A 16,119-nucleotide genomic window follows, 5' to 3' on the forward strand; every position below is an offset into this window, starting at 1 on the left:
GCTCTTCTTATTTATTTTATTTACTAAAGTTTTTAATTTCAGCAACAACTGAATCTAAGAACATGCTAAAATCTTCTGTTGTTGTTGTTTTTTCACCATACTTACGAATTGTTACAGAAGCTTCCTCAACTTCATTATCCCCTACAACTAATTGATAAGGAATTTTTTGCATTTGAGAAGCACGGATTTTATATCCCATTTTCTCATTGCGATCATCCACTTCAACACGCATTCCCATAGCTGTCATACGCTCTTTCAATTGATACGCATAGTCTGCATGTAAATCCATATTTACAGGAATAATTGTTGCTTGCATTGGTGCTAACCAGGTTGGGAATGCACCTTTGTATTCTTCAGTCAAGTATGCAACAAAACGTTCCATAGTCGAAACAATACCACGATGAATAACAACTGGGCGATGAGTATTTTCACCATCTTCACCTACATAAGTTAAATCAAAACGTTCTGGCAATAAGAAATCCAATTGAATAGTTGATAAAGTTTCTTCAATTCCTAATGCTGTTTTCACTTGAACATCGACTTTAGGTCCGTAAAAGGCTGCTTCACCAGTTGCTTCAAAATAATCAAGTCCTAGTTCGTCCATTGCTGATTTCAACATAGCTTCAGCTTTTTCCCACATTGCATCATCATCAAAATATTTATCTGTATTTTCTGGATCACGATAACTTAAGCGGAAACGATAATCAGTAATATCGAAATCATCATAAACAGCTAACATTAATTCCATTGTACGTTTAAATTCATCTAGAATTTGATCTGGACGAACAAAAGTATGTCCATCATTTAATGTCATTTCACGTACACGTTGCAAGCCCGATAGTGCGCCACTCTTTTCATAACGATGCATCATACCTAATTCAGCGATTCGAATTGGTAATTCACGGTAACTATGAATATCATTTTTATAAACCATCATATGGTGTGGGCAATTCATTGGACGTAAGACAAGCATTTCACCGTCTCCCATATCCATTGGTGGGAACATATCTTCATGATAATGATCCCAGTGTCCTGAAGTTTTATAAAATTCAACATTGGCCATAATTGGTGTGTACACATGTTGGTAGCCTAAACTAACTTCACGATCAACAATATAGCGCTCAATCACACGACGGATAGTTGCTCCATTTGGTAACCAGAAAGGTAAGCCTGATCCAACATCTGAAGAAGTCATAAATAAATCTAATTCTTTTCCTAGTTTACGATGGTCACGTAATTTAGCTTCTTCTCGCATTTGTAAAAATTCTTTTAAGTCTTTTTTATCAAAGAAAGCTGTTCCGTAGATTCTTTGCATCATTTTATTATTTGAATTTCCACGCCAATAGGCTCCAGCTAAAGATAGTAATTTAAAGACTTGAATACGGCCAGTTGTTGGCACATGTACGCCACGACATAAATCAACAAAATCACCTTGATCATAAACGGTAATCGCTTCGTCTTCAGGTAAGGCTGTAATTAATTCTACTTTATAAGGATCTGATTTAAATAACTCTAACGCTTCTTCACGAGTTACTTCTTTTCGAACAATCGGATTGTTTTCTTTGACGATTTTCATCATCTCAGCTTCTATTTTTGGTAAGTCTTCTTCTGTAATTGGAGCCTCAGTATCTGTGTCATAATAGAAGCCATTATCAATTGCTGGACCTACACCAAAATGAATATCTGGGTATAAACGACGTAACGCATTAGCCATCAAATGTGCTGATGAATGACGTAAAATTTGCAAAGCATCTTCATGATCTGGTGTAATAATTTCTAGAGAACCATCAACTTCTAAAGGACGAACTAAATCAACTAATTCTCCGTTGAATTTACCTGCTAAAGCTTTTTTAGCAAGGCTATTACTAATGCCTTTTGCCACTTCTAATGTTGAAGAACCAGCAGGATACTCTTTTACTGCTCCATCAGGAAAGGTAATTTTTATTTCTGACATGTTTTATTCCTCCATTTGTAGTTATTATTTACGGATTAATCAATGCGGGGTATTTTTCCGAAAAAAAAGTCCCTTTCACAAGTCAATAATAACCTGTAAAAGGGACGAATAATTCGTGGTTCCACCCAGCTTTCAAGTTTAATAGGATTAAACTTGCTTTAGGCTTAATAACGCTAGCTAAACGACCAACTGCTAGTTAGAAAGTTACTTCGTTCACAGTGGCACTTGAAAGTGGTAAAAACTAGCTCTTACTTAGGATATTTTCAGCAAACAATCCCTCTCTAAAAATAGAGTTCTAATTTTTTTATCTTCCTCATTGATTTAATCTATTGATACTATTAAACCATTTTTTTAGGGAAATTTCAAGTAAGAGTCAATCAAATCATCAAGTTCTTCTCAATTTTACTAAAAAACTGAGATACTAATAGTTGCGTCGATTCTTACCTGTCATGTTAATTTCCTTAGCTAAATAACGAATTCTCTCCATAATTCGCTTCGCTTTTAAGGGCTCATCTTCGCCTCGTTGACTAGTGCGTAAATGTTCATTTTCCAGCTGTTTCATATCAAAATTAGAAGAGAAGAAGGTCGGTAATTGTTCTTGCATCCGATATTGTAAAATGACACCTAGAACATCATCACGAATCCAACTTGACATTGAATCAGCTCCAATATCGTCCAACATTAAAATAGCTGATTTTTTAATTGTATCTAATTTTTCAGACATATTATTTTTCCCAATGGATTGTTTCATCTCCACTGCAAATGAAGGAAAATGAAGCAATGTTGTTGTATAGCCATTTTTAGCTAAATCATGAGCGATTGCACCTAATAAATAGGTTTTTCCGACTCCGAATGAACCTTGTAAATACAAGGCTTTGTGGAACTGTTTTGGTTCTTTTAAAAATGAATCAATAAAATCAAGCGCTTCTGATAAAGCTTCACGTCGATCATCCGTTAATTGGAATTTATCGAGAGTTGCTGTTCGAACATCTTTAGGCATATCCATTGAATTCACACGACGTCTAATTTCATATTCTTTTTGTTTCGCAATTAATTCTGATGTAGGTACATAGGTAACATCAATAACATGAAAGTTCATAAATAATGTTGGGCGATAGCCAGGAGCTAACATTCCTTGATTTTTCTCAAACTTACGCTTTTCTTGCACAAATTCATATAGTTTAGCATAGCTTTTTTCAATTCGTTCATCCGTTAATTTTTCACGGTTTTCTTCGATAAATTTAGCCACATCTGGATCTTTTAAAACTTCTTGAATCAGCTGTTCATATTGTGAAGTAAGTTTTCTATCTTTAATTATCTTCGTTAGGCCTTTTCCCATATCTTCCATTACTGGTCACCTTCTTTCCCTAAATTTTGAATACGAGCGATTCGATCCATAAAGGCTTTTTGATCTGCCTCACTCATCGGTTTCTCTTCTACTTCAGCCTGATTCTCTTTTGCCCATTCTGGCAATGTCTCTTGGCGATTCCGTTGATTCCCTGCCGCTGAATTGTATTGATTATTACGAGGTTTTGAATATGAAGCTTGTTGCTCGGCTCTTTTTTGTTTTTTTATTTCATTTTCTCGGTAAAGTTCCTGCACTTTTCGAATGGCCTCTTCTGGTGATTTTACTTTTGATTGGCTCCAATCATTAGCAATACTATCAGCTAAATTTTGAGTTAAAGTTGGGTTACCGCGAATAACTAATACATAATGAATCAAAATATTAATCACAGACTTAGGTAAATTGGATTGTTTAATTAGATTTTCAACAGCCCACTCCTCTGTTCTGGCTACATAACCACCTTTTTGTTTTTTTATATTTTCAATAAAATCAAAAGGTGTAAACTCCTCACTGATTTCAATTAAGACAATATCTTCTTTAGAGAAACCCTGATGGCTTAAATCATTTTTTCTGAACTTTTGTTTATTTTGATTGCTAGTTGGATCTTCAACAATTCGTTCTTTTAGTTCAACAGGCTGTTGATTGGTTTGGTGGTAATTTGAGTAAACAACTTGTTTAAGTTTTTTTTCATCCACTTTACCTGAGTCAATATCACAGGCTTGTAAAACAAATTTTTGCATTTCCAATTCGTCAATGCCATACATTGTATGCAAAACTAAAATACTGTTCTCAATTTCTTTAGTAATTGAGGAGCGGTTAATATATTGCGTTGCTAAACCTTCATAGAAAAATTTAAATTCAAAGGTTTTATTATCTAGTTGAGTCGTTTCTACTGGACGTTCATTGCCAATTAAAGCTGTTGAATCTTTAAATAATTCTTGATTTTCTGAGAATTTATTTTTATCAAAACTAAATACATCTAAAAAACCTTTTGTGACTTCAACATATTTTTCTGTGTCAATTTTGTTAATGCTATAACGTTGGCGTAAATTTTTGTATTTGCGCTTTCCAACCGTTTCTAGTAATAACAAACTCAACAAATCATCTTTAAAAAATTCTGCTGCGGTTAAGGGAGATTGCAATTCATAAATAAATTGTTTTTCGGGCTCTTGCTTCAAATAGGTTTTTAGTAGCCCCAAAGCTTCTAACTTAACTCTCGCTCGATACAATTCTGGAATACCACAATTTAAAATGGTCAATAATTCAGAATGTAAGATTCCCTCACTCCAATAACTTTCTTCACCAATTTCAGACCATAGGGTCATATACAAGCTGTATGCTGTCGCTCCCGTTAAAGGTTGGTATAAAAAGGTGAGAATTTTTTGATCCATATCTGAAAGCAAAGCATTTTGCCTCACTTCAAAGCCATCTTTAGGACTTAGATTCTTTAAAGGATAATTCAAAATGATTCACACCTTTCTCATTTTTATTTATCTTTATTTTTTAATTTTTGTAATTCTTTTAGGAAGAAATCCATATCTTTAAATTCGCGGTATACACTAGCAAATCGAATATAAGCAACTTCATCCACTTCTGCTAGACGTTCCATAATGTATTCACCAATTAGCGTAGTTGAAACTTCATTTTCACCTAGGCTACGAATTTTATTTTCAACTTCATCCACCATTCGTTCAACTTGATCCATTGCAACAGGACGCTTCTCACAAGAACGTATCAGCCCTCGAAGAATTTTTTCACGGTTGAACTCTTCTCTTGTACCATTTTTTTTCACAACTAACAATGGCGTTTGTTCTGTTCTTTCAAACGTAGTAAAGCGGAAGCTACAGGCTTCACACTCTCTTCTTCTTCTAATAGCACGTCCGTCATCTGCTGGACGACTATCTACAACTCTTGAACCATTATTTTGACAACGTGGACATTGCATATTCATCACCCTTTTTTTATCATTTCATTCATAGGTCTATTTATTTATCGGTTTAATTCACTCGTATGTTTTACTCTATTTATTCATAAAAAGACAGACTACTTCTATCTTAAATTTCTAGTTTCACATCATTATAACATAGCCGTCTACCCCCTGAAAAGGCTTATGGCAAATGTCTTTATTCGAATATCTATAATTTCCCACCTGCATTTTAAGGATTACTCCAAGAAAAAAACTTGTTTTCGGATTATGATTGATCCGAAAACAAGTTTTTTTCTTGGAGCCACTTTTCTACTTGCTGGCGAGTATCGACTAAACTCCCACTATTATCAATGACGCTATCTGCCCACTCTACTTTTTTAGCAATTGGAATCTGCGCCTTGATTCTTTGTAATGCTTCTGATCTACTTAACTGGTTTCGTGCCATTAAGCGTGTAATCTGAAGATCATCAGGAATTGCGACGACCATAATTGAATCCATCATTTCCTGATAACCTCCAGCTTCATACAGTAAAGGAATATCCATGATAACCAATGGCGCACCACTAGCAATCACTTTATTTTTTTCCCTGTCAATCCAGGAACGAATATAAGGCTTTAATAACTCATTTAACTTTTTCCGCTTGGTTTCATTCGCAAAAACAATCGCACCTAAAGCTTCACGGTTTAATTGTCCATCATGTGTTAAAAGCTCTTGACCAAAATAATCCACTAATGCTTGTAAACCTGGCGCACCTACCTCAACAACTTCACGTGCTCCAATATCTGCATCAACCACTGGGAATCCCAAAGCTTTAAATATATTACTGACTGTTGATTTCCCTGTCGCAATGCTGCCTGTTAATCCTAGAATATAAGTCATGACTCATTCCTCATTCCATTTAGTGCTGTGGACGACTATTTCTTTCCGTCAAAGTTTGGCAATGACTACAGAAATGCGTGCCTCGTTGCGCCACTTTTATTTTTTGAATTGGTTGACCACAATTCACACAAGGTTCCCCAGTCTTTCCATAAACCAACAAATCCACTTGGAAACTTCCAGCCTCACCTAAAGCATTTTGATACGTTCGAATCGTCGTTCCACCAGCTTCAACAGCTCTACCAAGAACACCAATAATTGAGTGATGCAAATTCTTAATCTCTATGGACGTTAACGAATTAGCCGGTCTTAAGGGATGAATTTTCGCTTCAAATAAAGCTTCATCAACATAAATATTGCCTAATCCTACAACTATTTTTTGTTCTAGTAATAATGGTTTTATCGCTCTTGATTTACTTCCTAGCGCTACACTAAATGGCTCTAATTTGAATAACTCTGGAATTGGTTCTGGACCTAAGCCTTTGATTCCTGGTGCTTCATGCTCTGTTCCAATTGGAACTAATGTCATTCGACCAAATTTCCTCACATCTAAATAACGTAAATCCCTCCCGTCAGTCAAATGAAAGACAACATGAGTATGTTTTTTTAATGGAGTTCCCGTTTTTTCAACTTCATACTTTCCTTCCATTCTTAAATGTGAAATCATTGCCCAATCGTCCATTAAAAAAATTAAATATTTGCCACGACGTTCAATTTTATGAATAGTTTGTCCTAATAAATCATTTCGAAAAGCTTCACTTGAAAAAGGTGCAGTAATAATACGATCCCAATAAACATCAACGTCTTGTATTGTTGCTCCTTCAACTAGATTAGTCAAACCTTTTCGAACAGTTTCAACTTCTGGTAATTCTGGCATTTCTTCAACCTCTTTCTACTAAATTTAAGCTATGGTCATTTAGTAGCCATAGCTTAAATCATTATCTACTTAGATATTATTTTGCATCGTACCAACTATCACCATAGCTGCTATCGACTTTTAAAGGTACATTTAATTTAACTGCTGATTCCATAACCTCAGGAACTAATTTTTCTAAAATAGCAATTTCTTCCTCAGGTGCCTCAAAAATCAATTCATCATGTACTTGTAGCAACATCTTTGTTTTTAAATTCTCGGCTTTTAAGCGACGATCCATTTGAATCATGGCAACTTTAATAATATCGGCAGCACTACCTTGAATCGGTGTATTCATCGCTGTTCTTTCAGCAAATGAGCGTAGATTAAAGTTGCGTGAATTAATATCTTTTAAGAAACGACGTCGATGGAATAAAGTTTCTACATAGCCTTTATCCTTAGCTTCTCGAACGATATCACTCATATATTGTTTTACTCCAGGATACTTTTCAAAATAAGTATCTATGAAGGTTTGTGCTTCTTTTCTGGTTATTCCAAGATTTTGCGATAAACCATAATCACTGATACCATAGACAATTCCAAAGTTCACGGCTTTTGCTTGACGGCGCATATTCCCAGTTACATCTTCAGCTTTTTCAATGCCAAAAACACGCATTGCTGTACTTGAGTGAATATCCTGACCTTCTAAAAAGGCTTCTTTCAAATGCTGATCATTTGAAATATCCGCTAAAACACGCAATTCAATTTGTGAATAATCACTAGCAAAGATCTTCCAGCCCTCATGACTTGGTACAAAAGCTTGACGAATTTTGCGACCTTCTTCTAAGCGAATCGGGATATTTTGTAAATTAGGATCAACAGAGCTTAGACGGCCCGTTTGAGTTAACGTTTGAACATATCTAGTATGAACTTTTCCTGTATTCCCGTTAATAACTTTTAATAATCCTTCAACATAGGTTGATTGGATTTTAGCAATTTGACGATAATGTAAAATATCATCTACAATCGGTGCTTGTGGGCGCAGTTGTTCTAAAACATCAACCGCCGTTGAATAACCCGTTTTTGTTTTCTTAATAACTGGTAACTGCATTTTTTCAAATAAAATCACACCTAATTGCTTAGGAGAATTAATATTAAATGTTTCTCCAGCTTCTTCGTAAATGCGATTTTCAATATCTGTTAAACGAATGGCAAACTCAGCTTTCATTTCTAGTAAACGATTCGCATTGACTTTGATTCCAGTCATTTCCATTTTAGCTAACACCATGGATAAAGGCAATTCCATCTCATAAAATAAAGCTGTTTGTTCGCTATCAATCAACTCTTGCTTTAATTTGATACTTAAGACTTCTATTGCTTTAATTTTTCGAGCAAGATGTTCATTCAAAACAGATGCATCTTCTGGTATGGCAAGCTTAGCCCCTTTTCCATAAATGCTTTCATCTGCAGCAACTTCATAATAATCATGTTCCATAGCTACTTCGGCTAAATCTTTACTATTATCATTTGTATTTAGAATGTAAGATGCTAGTAGGACGTCAAAATCAACCCCTTCTAAGGTTGTATCATAACGTTGTAAAGCCACAACTGTACGTTTTGCATCAAAAACTTGTTTTTTATTTGCTGGATCTTTGGCCCACTCTTGAAAAATAGGAGATGCCAAAGCTACGTCAGGTTCTGCAACATAAATCTTCTCGCCATTACTCCAACTTAAACCAACAATCTCCGCAGTGTGATAATTATCCGTTAGCATTTCGACATATAATCCGCCCATTGGCCCAAACATATCCGCTTTTAATTCTGTAACAAATTCAAAAATAATTTCGGCTTTTTCAATTTTATTTTCTTCATCATACTCTGTTGTATCTAAATCTTTTAGGAATGACTTGAAATCCATTTCTTTATAAAACTCTATTAGCTTACCAACATCTTTGCCAGTGTAAAGCAATTCATCTACTTTTATTTCAAGTGGAGCATCGACCTCAATCGTTGCTAATTTTTTACTTAACAAAGCTTGTTCTTTATCGTTAATCAGATTTTCTTTACGTTTACTTGGCTTCATGCCATCTATATTTTCATAAACACCTTCAACAGAACCAAATTCATGTAACAGTTTTAAAGCTGTTTTTTCTCCAATATTTGTTACACCTGGAATATTATCAGAAGAATCTCCAGCTAAACCTTTCATGTCAATAATTTGATGAGGTTCAATGCCATATTTTTCCATTAGATAGGCAGGTGTATTCTCTTCAATTTCACTAACACCTTTAATTGTAATATCCACTCGCACATTTTCTTTCGCTAACTGAGTTAAATCTCGGTCACCTGAAACTACAACAACATCAAATTCATTTGGATCAACAACAGTAGCTAATGTCCCAATAATATCATCCGCTTCATAATTATCTAACTCATAATGAGGAATCCCAAAACCTTCTAACAAGTCACGCAAATAAGGCATTTGTTCTTTAAATTCACCTGGCGTTTTTTGGCGACCATCTTTATAGGCATCGTAAAAAGCATTACGAAAAGTTGTTTTCCCAGCATCAAAAGCAACTAGAACATGAGTAGGTTGCTCTTTTTTCATTTCATTGTCTAACATACGATGAAAACTAAACAGCGCATTTGTGTGTAAACCATTTTTATTCATAAAACGATCTAATGAACCTGGAATTGCATAAAACGCTCGAAACGCAATACTACTACCATCAATTAATAGTAATTTATTTTTTTTTGTCATAATAAAACTCCTTTATAATCTTACTTTATTTTATAAAAACTTTTGATAAATCACATGCTCTTTATCAAAAATAACTGTATTTTTCAATTTATGAAAGTGATTTTTTTCAGCTAATTTAAGAGAAGCGGTATTCATTGGATCAATAATGCTGACTAACTCCTGTAAACCTAACGTCGATTTTCCATAGTCTAGCATAAACTCCGTCGCTTCGCTGCCATATCCTTTGCGCCAATATTCTCTCGCAATGTGATAGCCTAGCTCATACTTTTGCTCTCCATCAATCACTTGCTGAACTATTCCACAATCGCCAATCAATTGACCTGTTTCTTTTAAACAGACCGCCCAAAGCCCCATTCCATTTCTCTGATAGTGCTCTATTGACCACTCAAGCCATTCCATTGTTTTTTGTTTCGAAAAAGGGGCTGGGTAATACGTCATCATTTCAGTATCAGAAAAAATTGTAACGGCGGCTTCCAAGTCAGTCATTTGATAGGGTCTAATTTTTAAACGATACGTTTCCATTGGTATCTCCTTTTTAATAAATGTATCCTCATTCAGTTTACCAAAAAAAGAGACAGATAGCGAAAAATAAATTTTAAAGTTCTTATAAAAAAGGGCACTAAAAAAACCAGACAAACATCTGGTTTTTAGAGTAACTTTATTTAGTAGTCTCTTCAACTTCATTTTGTTCCTCAATTTCTTCTGGTAAACCAAGCAAACGTGGTGGTTCAACCATAAAGACAGCATCTATTACGCGTTCATCCTTCATATTTTTCCCATCCACTGTGATTGTAATAACTTCTTTCATCAAATCAACACGAATGACTTCAAAATCAAACGTAATTGTTTCATAATGAAAAACGGGATTTAATAAATTGACAGAGACATTAACGATTAAAGAACCTGGACCTGGTAAATGCTTCGAAATCGCACTTGTCATAATTCCTATCAGCATAACCGTTGGTACTAATGGCTTTTCATAAGCTGTTTGACTTGCATAGTCATGTTGAATAAATAGTGGATTGGCATCATTTGTTAAGCCTAAATAAAGCAAGATATCTTTATCTTCAATATTTTCAGTAACACTCAAATTGTCACCTTCAGAAATTTCACTAATTAATTTTCCAATTTTTCTTGGTTTTCCAATCATAAACTTCCGCACCTACTCTCATTTTATTCGCACTTTCATTTTACCATAATACCTATTATCTAATCTATAAAAAAGCTCGTTGAGTTCGTTCAGGCTCGACTGAAGAATAGTGAAATTTGATGTGACGCTTTTTTCCACCTCGAACTTTTATCTTTTTCTCGAGGAGTTGGCTCATAAAAGCTAGCCTAATCAAAAGCTTGTTGAGCCCGCTCAGCTCCGATAAGAAAATAGAAAAAATTGATGTGGCGCTTTTTGCCACCTCGAATTTTTATCTTTTTCTCGAGGAGTTGGCTCATAAAAGCTAGCCTATAAAAAAAACGACAGAAAAAATGTCGTTTCGTCTATTTCCGTTTAATTATTTTGTAAAATTGTACGACTTAAAATAGTTTCATAAGCATATTCAAATTTTTGAACATCGCCTGCCCCCATGAAAATCACAACTGCATCATGATGATCTAATAATGGCGACATATTTTCTTCTTGTAAAACTAATGCACCATTGGTAATTTTATCTGCTAAATCTTGAATCGTTACATTTCCTTGCTCTTCTCTAGCAGAACCGAAAATATCACATAAATAAACACGATCAGCTAAATTTAATGCTGCTGCAAAATCACTTAGTAAAGCAATTGTCCGTGTAAATGTATGGGGTTGAAAAACAGCAATCAACTCTTTATCTGGATATTTTTGACGTGCAGCATCTAAAGTAGCACGAATTTCTTGAGGATGATGTGCATAATCATCAATAATAATCATATCTGCCATTGATTTTTCACTAAAACGACGTTTTACCCCTTGGAAAGTAGTTAGGTTCTCGGCGATTAATTCAGCTGAAATACCTTCTAATTGACATACAGCAATAACAGCTAAGGCGTTTAAAACATTATGCGCGCCATATGTTGGAATTTCGAAATGCCCAAAGAATTCTTTTTCTACATAGACATCAAAACCAGAACCTTTAGTGGTTCGAACGATATTTTTTGCTTGGTAATTATGATCATCAGAAAAACCGTAGTAAAGAACGGGTACATCTGCTTTTAATTTTTTTAATTCCTCATCTTCACCACAGGCAATAATAGCTTTTTTAACTTGATTTGCCATTGTTTGGAACGCAGAAAAAACATCTTCTATACCAGTGAAATAGTCAGGATGATCAAAGTCAATATTTGTCATAATAGCATAGTCTGGTGAATAGGCTAAGAAATGACGACGGTATTCGCAAGCTTCTAAAACAAAAAATTCAGCATCAGGAACTCCATGCCCTGTACCATCTCCAATGATGTAACTTGTCGGCTCGATAGAACTTAAAACATGAGCAAGCAATCCTGTTGTACTTGTTTTACCATGAGAACCTGTAATTGCAACGCTTGTATAGTCATTTAAAAAATCTCCAATAAACTTATGGTAACGAATAACTGGTATTCCCATATCTAGTGCTGCTTTAATTTCTTCATGAGTATCTGGAAAGGCATTTCCAGCTATGATTGTTAAGCCATCGTGAATGTTTTCTTTTGAAAAAGGTAAAATAGTAATCTTCGCGTCTTCTATTCCTTTTTGAGTGAAATAGTAATTGTCTACATCTGACCCTTGGACTTTAAATCCTTTGTCATGTAAAACTAATGCTAGTGCGCTCATACCTGATCCTTTAATTCCGACAAAATGATACGTTGTTTGTTTATTCATTTTAATGCCTCCAAGTTTTTTCTTAAATAGGACTACTGTTTAAAATTTATCTAGTTTAAGTAATTAGTTAGTATGGCTCTTTTACAATTAAAAGTAAAAACCATTTTTTTAAGTTTAATTTAAGAACAAATAAATTGTTCCCATTCTAGCCTGAATAAAAAGTTCGTTGAGCTGATTAACTCTGACAGAAAAATAGGGAAATTTGATGTGGCGTTTTTTGACACCTCAAAATTTTATCTTTTTTCCAAAGAGTTGGCTCATAAGAACTAGCCTGAATAAAAAGTTCGTTGAGCTGGTTAACTCTGGCAGAAAAATAAGGAAATTTGATGTGGCGTTTTTTTGCCACCTCGAAATTTTATCTTTTTTCCGAAGAGTTGGCTCATAAGAACTAGCCTGAATAAAAAGTTCGTTGAGCTGGTTAACTCTGGCAGAAAAATAGGAAAATTTGATGTGGCGTTTTTTGACACCTCGAAATTTTATCTTTTTTCCAAAGAGTTGGCTCATAAGAACTAGCCTAATAAAAAGCAATGAATATAGTATACCACGATTTTATTTTTTAGCCTACTGCTTTCATTCAATAACAGACCTTTCGCTTCTAAATGAACGGAAAAAGGAACGATAGTCTCACCTACCATTCCATTTGTTCCTGTTTTATAAATAATTTTTTTCATACTCTGCTTGAGTTAGAAAAACATCTCTAGGCTTAGAACCTTTATTTCCTGAAATTAAATTTTGTGATTCTAAAGCTTCTATTAAGTTTGAAGCTCGATTAAAGCCAATCTTAAATTTACGTTGCAATAATGAGACTGAAACAGTTTCTTCGTTCGCAATAAAAGCTAAAATTGTTTCGAATAGTTCATCTTGTCCCTCAACTAGCTCTAATTTCGCTAGTAGTGTTTCTGGCTCGAATAAATAATTAGGGCCACGTTGCTCTTTTACATGTTTCACTATTGTGTCGATTTCATTTTCTACATAGGTTCCCTGGATACGGATAGGTCTGCCAGAGCCGTTTTCCATAAAGAGCATATCGCCTCTTCCAAGTAACTTTTCAGCACCACCAATATCTAAAATTGTACGGGAGTCAATTTGACTTGAAACCATAAAGGCAACTCGCGTTGGAATATTATTTTTTATTGTTCCTGTAATAACATCGACACTTGGACGTTGTGTTGCTACTAACAAGTGAATTCCAGCGGCTCGCGCTTTTTGAGTAATTCTTGCAATATAATCTTGAACTTCACTACTGGCTACCATCATTAAATCAGCTAACTCGTCAATAATAATCACAATATAAGGAATTTTCAAACCAAATTCGCCTGTTTCTTCGGCTTTTTCATTAAATCGCTCAATATTACGGACACCTGCTGCCGCTAATTTCTGATACCGCTCTTCCATTTCATCTACTGCCCACTTCAACGCTTCAGCCGCAGCTTTCGGTTCTGATATAACAGGGGATAGCAAATGCGGAATATCATTATATGGAGCCAATTCAACTGCTTTTGGATCAATTAAAATTAATTTTACTTCGCTAGGTTTGGCTTTATAAAGAATACTAATTAGGAGTGAATTAATAAAGACACTTTTCCCAGAACCTGTTGCACCTGCTATTAATCCATGAGGCATTTTCTCAATCGTCGTGACCATCGCTTCTCCCGCCAAATTAACACCTAAAGCAACTGTTAATGGGGATTTACTTTCTTTAAAAGCTTGACTATTCATCACTTCTGAAAGCATTACAGGTCTTGAATTACAATTAGGAATTTCAACTCCAACTGAACTTTTACCAGGGATAGGCGCTTCAATACGAATATCTTTCGCCGCTAAAGCCAACTTCAAATCATCTGATAAGTTTGTGATTTTATTAACCTTTACTCCTCTGCCTAACTGTAACTCAAATTGAGTAACAGCTGGTCCAATTGTCCACCCAATAACTTGTGCATCAACACCAAAGGCATCTAATGTTTCATTTAACAATTCAGCTTGCTCTAAAACCCAGTCATCAACACTGCTATTTTCAAACTCAACAGGTGGATTCAATAGATTTAAAGGTGGTAAATGGTATTGTCTTAAGTCTTGCTCTTCTTTTTCAGAAATAGAGTTCATACTTGGTAATTCTATTTTTGTTGGGTTAATAGCTTGGGGTATTTCAGATACCTCACTAGCTTGTTCTTCTGAAATAGGCTCTTCTTCACTATTTGGTAGAGACTCTTCTTCACTGAGTTCTACTTCATTCAGTTGAGGCTCTATTATAAACTCTTCTTCAAGTTCCTCATCATCCCAACCAGAATCTGATGCCTCTTCGCTTATTTCTAAACTCTTCAAATACTCTTCATCATGAGGAGGCTCTTCTTCAACTAAAGTCTCTGAACCTTCATCATGCATTGGTGTTGAAACTTCTTGTAGCTGTTGGCTTAAATAATTAAAACGACTTAACGCTGCTTGAATTTCTAAATCAGAGTCTGATTCGTCTACTTCAATCGGCTCAACAACAGTCTCTTCTATTTCATCATTAGTTTCCTCTGGTAAATTTTCTGCAGCCTCGCCAAAGTAACGCGCAACGTTGGTTCCTCTGTTTAAGTGGATATCTTGTTCTTCCTCAATCATGCCTTGTAAAGAACGTTGCAATCGTTTGCTGTGTTTATCCTCTTTTTCCTCTGAACTTACTTCAACAAGCTCTTCCTCTGGTAGTTTGATCTCTTCATCAACAATTTCCTCTAAGATAGCTTCATTGATAAGTACTTCATCCAACTCTTTCGAATCAGTCTCTATTAGTTCGATGCTTTCTTCTTCGACTAAATCCCCTTCTGTATCAAAGGTTAATAATGCTGTATTGTCTTGTTTTTCAAATTCATTCTCCTGAATTTCTGCTTCAGTTGCCAATAAAATAAAGGTATCAAATTCTTTTTTTAACGCTTTTTCCATCTTTTGATAATCAATGCCTGAAGAATCAACTTTTTTTTCTTGCTTAAAGCCATAAACCGGTGAAGGTACTTTTTGAACTTTAAAAGGTGTTGAACTGCGACTATCAGTTAAAGCAGTCGGTGTCTTTTCAATTGATTTCCGGATATTTTCTTTATCAAGAATACGCTGTTCAATTCTTTTTTTTCGTTCTTCAAATTCTCTTTGTTCTTTTTTCTCAGCAGCTTTTGTTTCCATTCTACTGTAGGCATCATTTCTAGTTAGAAACTCTGAAAAAACGGCTTCTGGTGCTGAATAATGACCTTCTCTTGAACGTTTTACTGGTTTATCTTTTATTTTTTTGGTTTCATTTAAGGTCTCATTTTTTTCTTTCTGGGAAACTTTATCCGTATCAGAGTAGAAAGGAAACTTAAATTTTTTTGGAGTATTGCGTCCATTTTGATAGCTTGGTCCATCATAATTTGACATGATAACCCTCCTTTTCTCCTCTTAAATTCTTCTCTAGTTTACCACAGTTCTACCTTATTTTATAGATGGAAATAGAATGAAAAAACCGACACTCGTATTTAAATTATCCAGAAAAGTCAGTAGTTATAGCTAACAGCTTTTATACAGATAACTAAGGTATCCGAGCTTCCATTCCGTGCACC

The 16,119-nt window shown here is 34.9% G+C and carries 11 protein-coding genes and 1 other annotated feature; all 11 genes read right to left on the reverse strand.

Translation table 11 applies throughout. The features are described 5' to 3' along the window. Positions 1 to 16 precede the first annotated feature (16 nt). The 11 genes from thrS to MHI00_RS10980 all read right to left on the reverse strand — a co-directional run bounded on the left by thrS (position 17) and on the right by MHI00_RS10980 (position 15,937). The gene (gene thrS, locus MHI00_RS10930) at positions 17 to 1,954 is read right to left on the reverse strand and encodes a threonine--tRNA ligase (RefSeq protein ID WP_015075952.1); all 1,938 of its coding nucleotides are present in this window, start codon (positions 1,952 to 1,954) and stop codon (positions 17 to 19) included. Positions 1,955 to 2,051: 97 nt separating this feature from the next. Then, positions 2,052 to 2,280, reverse strand: a binding site (T-box leader). A 95-nt stretch (positions 2,281 to 2,375) separates the two neighbouring features. Then, positions 2,376 to 3,302: a primosomal protein DnaI gene (gene dnaI / locus MHI00_RS10935; protein WP_015075951.1), complete on the reverse strand. Its 927-nt coding sequence runs from the start codon at positions 3,300 to 3,302 to the stop codon at positions 2,376 to 2,378. After that, a complete protein-coding gene (locus MHI00_RS10940) occupies positions 3,302 to 4,762 on the reverse strand; it encodes a replication initiation and membrane attachment family protein (RefSeq protein WP_341113616.1) in 1,461 nt (486 codons plus the stop codon). The genes dnaI and MHI00_RS10940 overlap by 1 nt, the downstream gene beginning before the upstream one ends. A gap of 23 nt (positions 4,763 to 4,785) precedes the next feature. Beyond that, a complete protein-coding gene (nrdR, locus tag MHI00_RS10945; RefSeq protein ID WP_010051851.1) occupies positions 4,786 to 5,244 on the reverse strand; it encodes a transcriptional regulator NrdR in 459 nt (152 codons plus the stop codon). A gap of 247 nt (positions 5,245 to 5,491) precedes the next feature. Further along, the gene (gene coaE, locus MHI00_RS10950; protein WP_341113619.1) at positions 5,492 to 6,106 is read right to left on the reverse strand and encodes a dephospho-CoA kinase; all 615 of its coding nucleotides are present in this window, start codon (positions 6,104 to 6,106) and stop codon (positions 5,492 to 5,494) included. Positions 6,107 to 6,125: 19 nt separating this feature from the next. Then, positions 6,126 to 6,980, reverse strand: coding sequence for a DNA-formamidopyrimidine glycosylase (mutM, locus tag MHI00_RS10955; protein ID WP_056999946.1), 855 nt, complete (start codon positions 6,978 to 6,980; stop codon positions 6,126 to 6,128). A gap of 76 nt (positions 6,981 to 7,056) precedes the next feature. Continuing rightward, entirely contained in the window at positions 7,057 to 9,717 is a 2,661-nt protein-coding gene (gene polA, locus MHI00_RS10960) for a DNA polymerase I (protein WP_341113620.1), read from the reverse strand. 30 nt (positions 9,718 to 9,747) lie between these two features. Then, on the reverse strand, positions 9,748 to 10,239 hold the full coding sequence (locus MHI00_RS10965) for a GNAT family N-acetyltransferase (RefSeq protein WP_010053599.1): 492 nt from the start codon (positions 10,237 to 10,239) through the stop codon (positions 9,748 to 9,750). Between the two features lie 136 nt (positions 10,240 to 10,375). Further along, positions 10,376 to 10,867, reverse strand: coding sequence for a MaoC/PaaZ C-terminal domain-containing protein (locus MHI00_RS10970; protein WP_341113624.1), 492 nt, complete (start codon positions 10,865 to 10,867; stop codon positions 10,376 to 10,378). Between the two features lie 351 nt (positions 10,868 to 11,218). Next, a complete protein-coding gene (murC, locus tag MHI00_RS10975; protein WP_010053594.1) occupies positions 11,219 to 12,550 on the reverse strand; it encodes a UDP-N-acetylmuramate--L-alanine ligase in 1,332 nt (443 codons plus the stop codon). 651 nt (positions 12,551 to 13,201) lie between these two features. Further along, entirely contained in the window at positions 13,202 to 15,937 is a 2,736-nt protein-coding gene (locus tag MHI00_RS10980) for a DNA translocase FtsK (RefSeq protein WP_341113627.1), read from the reverse strand. Positions 15,938 to 16,119 lie beyond the last annotated feature (182 nt).

The organism is Carnobacterium sp. FSL E2-0243, assembly GCF_038003605.1.
GTDB classification, from domain to species: Bacteria; Bacillota; Bacilli; order Lactobacillales; family Carnobacteriaceae; genus Carnobacterium; species Carnobacterium maltaromaticum.